At 71.6% G+C, this 3,926-nt stretch carries 3 protein-coding genes; 1 reads left to right on the plus strand and 2 read right to left on the minus strand.

Features of this window, described 5'->3' with window-relative positions; all coding sequences use genetic code 11:
• Positions 1–81: 81 nt before the first annotated feature.
• Positions 82–1,986: an anthranilate synthase family protein gene (locus tag ACFV2J_RS31105; RefSeq protein ID WP_385097337.1), complete on the minus strand. Its 1,905-nt coding sequence runs from the start codon at positions 1,984–1,986 to the stop codon at positions 82–84.
• Between the two features lie 95 nt (positions 1,987–2,081).
• Positions 2,082–2,138: a trp operon leader peptide gene (locus ACFV2J_RS31110; RefSeq protein ID WP_148014101.1), complete on the minus strand. Its 57-nt coding sequence runs from the start codon at positions 2,136–2,138 to the stop codon at positions 2,082–2,084.
• A gap of 291 nt (positions 2,139–2,429) precedes the next feature.
• Between ACFV2J_RS31110 and ACFV2J_RS31115 the strand changes: the two genes are divergently transcribed.
• Entirely contained in the window at positions 2,430–3,782 is a 1,353-nt protein-coding gene (locus ACFV2J_RS31115; RefSeq protein WP_385441751.1) for a class II 3-deoxy-7-phosphoheptulonate synthase, read from the plus strand.
• Positions 3,783–3,926 lie beyond the last annotated feature (144 nt).

The raw sequence follows: 3,926 nt of genomic DNA on the forward strand, positions 1-3,926 counted from the left end.
TGCCGGGCTATATTTCGGTTTTTGGCCCCCCCCGGCGCCCCGACACGCCAAAGCGGGGGCGCCGCGTCGGCGTCCGCTCGGCTACAGCGCCGGCCGCTGCTCGGACACCGTGCCCGTGCCGCGCAGCTGAGCGACCAGCTCCCGTACGACAGCGGTCCCGTTCAGCGTGAGCACCGACTCCGGATGGAACTGGACGCCCGCGAACCCGGGCCCGCGCAGCGCGTGCACCTCCCCGGCACCGCTCCGGGCCACCTCGACGCCGTGTGCCGCCAGCTCCGCCGCGGCCTCCTCGTCGCAGTGCGCCACGAAACTGTTGTAGAAGCCGACCGTCTCCGGCCGCCCGAACAGATCGACCGTGGTCTGCGCGCCCTGGTGGGGGACCTCCTTGCGGATGATCTCCAGGCCCAGCTCCGCGGCGATCAGCTCGTGGCCCAGGCACACGCCGAGCACCCCGTGCCGGTGGCCCCGGATCACCTCGGACGCGAGACCCCGCAGGAACCGCATCTTGGGATCGTCCGTGTCGGAGGGGTCACCGGGGCCGGGACCGAGCACCACCGGACCCGTGTGCGCGCGGACCGCCTCCCGCAGCCCCGGCTCGTCGTACCGCCGCACGGTCACCTTCAGCCCCGACGACCGCAGCACGTGCGCGAGCATCGCGGTGAAGGTGTCCTCCCCGTCGACCACGAGGGCGTGGCCCGTCAGGAAGTCGGTCCGCTCCTGCATCCGCAGCCAGAACGGCGCGAGCGAGGCCCGCCGGCCGTCGAGCGCGGCCCGCACCCGCGGATCGTCGGACAGCCTCGGCCGTACGCCCGGTGCGCGCGGGCTCGCCTCCACGACCCCCAGCGCCGCCAGCACGCCCGCCGCCTTCGCATGCGTCTCCGCGACCTCGCCCGCCGGGTCCGAGCCCCGGACCAGGGTGGCGCCCACCGGCACCCGCAGCCGCCCGTCCGCGCCGATGTCGGCGGTCCGGATGAGGATGGGGGAGTCGAGGGTCTGCGCGCCGCCCGCGTCCCGACCGAGCAGGGCCAGCGCCCCCGCGTAGTAGCCGCGTCCGACGCCGTCCCGCCCGACGGGCTCGTACCGCTCGATCACCCGGCACGCGTTCTGCACCGGCGACCCGGTGACCGTCGCCGCGAACATGGTCTCCTTCAGGACCTCGCGCGCGTCCAGCGAGGACCGGCCCCGCAACTCGTACTCGGTGTGCGCGAGATGGGCCATCTCCTTCAGCCGCGGACCGATCACGACCCCGCCCATGTCGCCGACCGTGCACATCATCTTGAGCTCCTCGTCCACGACCATGGAGAGCTCCTCGACCTCCTTGCCGTCGGCGAGGAAGCCCAGCAGACCCTCGGCGGTGGGACCCCCGGCGGGGTAGCGGTACGTCCCGCTGATCGGGTTCATCACCACGGTCCCGCCGGACATCCGCACGTGCACCTCGGGGCTCGCCCCGACCAGGGTCCGGTTCCCGGTGTGCACGACGTACGTCCAGTACGCGCCCCGCTCGCCGACCAGCAGCCGCCGGAAGAGGGCGAGCGCGTCGGCCCTCCCGAACTCCGGGATCCTCCCCTCGTACGTACGCCTGATGACGAAGTTCGCCCCTTCGCCGCGTCCGATCTCCTCGCGCAGCACGCGCCCGACGATCCCGGCGTACTCCTCGTCGCCGACGTCGAAACCCCCGCCCTCGACACGCACGTCGTGCGCCGGCAACTGCGCCAGGGCCCGCTCCAGCGGCAGCTCGTGCGTCTCCTCGGGGGTCAGGGCCACGAGCGGTGTGCCGTCGTCGCGGACGTCGAAGCCGCGCTCACGGATCTGACGGAAGGGGATGAGCGCGAGCGCCTCGTCGGGCAGGTCGGCGAGGCGCTCGTACGCGGTCACGGGCCCGAGCAGCACCTCCACCGTGCCGCCCTCCGCGGTGGGGCGGCCGGGAGCGCGGCGGCACAGCAGGGCGAACGGGCGGGGATCGTCCAGCAGGTCGAGCAGGTTCATCGGTCCTGTTCCTTCTCACATCGGAGAGGAACGACCCCGGAGAACGCCGAAGGCCGCCCCTCGGGCGGCCTTCGCGAAGTCTTGCGTACGCGCAGTCAGTGGGCCGCCGGATGAGCGGTCCACCACCAGGTCTGGTGCGAGTGCGCGAACATGCGCCGCACCTTACCCGAATCCGGGCGACGGGCGTCGGCGCGACGCGTCCGCGCGCCGCCCCGGGCTTCGGACGTCCGTTCGGCGGCGACACGTCCGGGTTCCGCGCCGGTCCAGTGATCTCCCTAGACTGTGGACGGCGCGAGGAGGCCCGCACCTGCCGCGACGCGCCCGCCCCGACCGACGACCCGCAGCTCACACCGGCTGCCGGACCGTCTCGCCACGTGCGTGACACGTCTCAATCGCTGGGCACCGGGAGGGGACGCCGGGCGCGACCCCGTAGTGTTGTGCAGGTGACCGTGAACGCTAAGTCCAGCGCGAGCGCTGGCAACACCTGGCGAGACCTGCCCGCGGCGCAGCAGCCCGAGTACCCCGATGCCGAGGCTCTGCGCGATGTGATCGCGGACCTCGAGTCGTATCCGCCGCTCGTCTTCGCGGGCGAGTGCGACCAGCTGCGCGCCCGGATGGCATCCGTCGCCAAGGGAGAGGCGTTCCTCCTCCAGGGCGGCGACTGCGCCGAGGCCTTCGACGCGGTGTCGGCCGACCAGATCCGCAACAAGCTCAAGACCCTGCTCCAGATGGGTGCCGTCCTCACGTACGCCGCCTCGGTGCCGGTGGTGAAGGTCGGCAGGATCGCCGGCCAGTACTCCAAGCCGCGTTCCAAGGGCACCGAGACCCGGGACGGCGTGACCCTGCCGACGTACCGCGGCGACTCGGTGAACGGTTTCGACTTCAACGAGAAGGCCCGTATCCCGGACCCCGAGCGGCTGAAGCGGATGTACAACGCGTCCGCCTCCACCCTCAACCTGGTGCGCGCCTTCGCCACCGGCGGCTACGCCGACCTGCGCCAGGTCCACGCCTGGAACCAGGACTTCGTGAGGTCGTCCCCGTCGGGCCAGCGCTACGAGCAGCTGGCGCGCGAGATCGACAACGCGATGAACTTCATGCGGGCCTGCGGCACCGACCCGGAGGAGTTCAAGACCGTCGAGTTCTACGCCTCCCACGAGGCGCTGCTCCTCGACTACGAGTCGGCGCTGACCCGCGTCGACTCGCGCACCGGCAAGCTGTACGACGTCTCGGGCCACATGGTGTGGATCGGTGAGCGCACCCGGCAGCTGGACGGCGCGCACATCGAGTTCGCCTCGAAGATCCGCAACCCGATCGGCATCAAGCTGGGCCCGACGACGACGGCCCAGGACGCGTTGCAGTACATCGACCGGCTCGACCCGGAGCGCGAGCCGGGCCGGCTCACCTTCATCGTGCGGATGGGCGCGGACAAGGTCCGCGACAAGCTGCCCGAGCTGGTGGAGAAGGTCAGTGCCTCCGGCGCGACCGTCGCCTGGGTGACCGACCCGATGCACGGCAACACCTTCGAGGCGGCCTCGGGCCACAAGACCCGCCGCTTCGACGACGTGCTCGACGAGGTCAAGGGCTTCTTCGAGGTCCACAAGGGCCTGGGCACGCACCCGGGCGGCATCCACGTCGAGCTCACCGGTGACGACGTCACCGAGTGCGTGGGCGGTGGCGACGAGATCTTCGTCGACGACCTGCACCAGCGTTACGAGACGGCGTGCGACCCGCGTCTGAACCGCAGCCAGTCCCTCGACCTGGCCTTCCTGGTCGCCGAGATGTACCGGGACCAGTAACGGAGCGAGGCTTTTCCGTCCCTCGTGGCGGAGTGGGGTGGGGGGGGGGGCAAAATACAGGGCCCCCCCCCACGCCGGTTGGGGGACACGGGGGGGGGGGTCTGGTTAGTTTTCGAACCCAAAGAAAAAGTGGGCGGGGAGAGG

Source organism: Streptomyces sp. NPDC059668, from assembly GCF_042734135.1.
Lineage (GTDB): Bacteria > Actinomycetota > Actinomycetes > Streptomycetales > Streptomycetaceae > Streptomyces.

What these genes read in the sequence shown, in the direction of transcription:
- ACFV2J_RS31105 (WP_385097337.1), bottom strand. Translation starts at nt 1,986, where the DNA reads ATGAACCTGCTCGACCTGCTGGACGATCCCCGCCCGTTCGCCCTGCTG.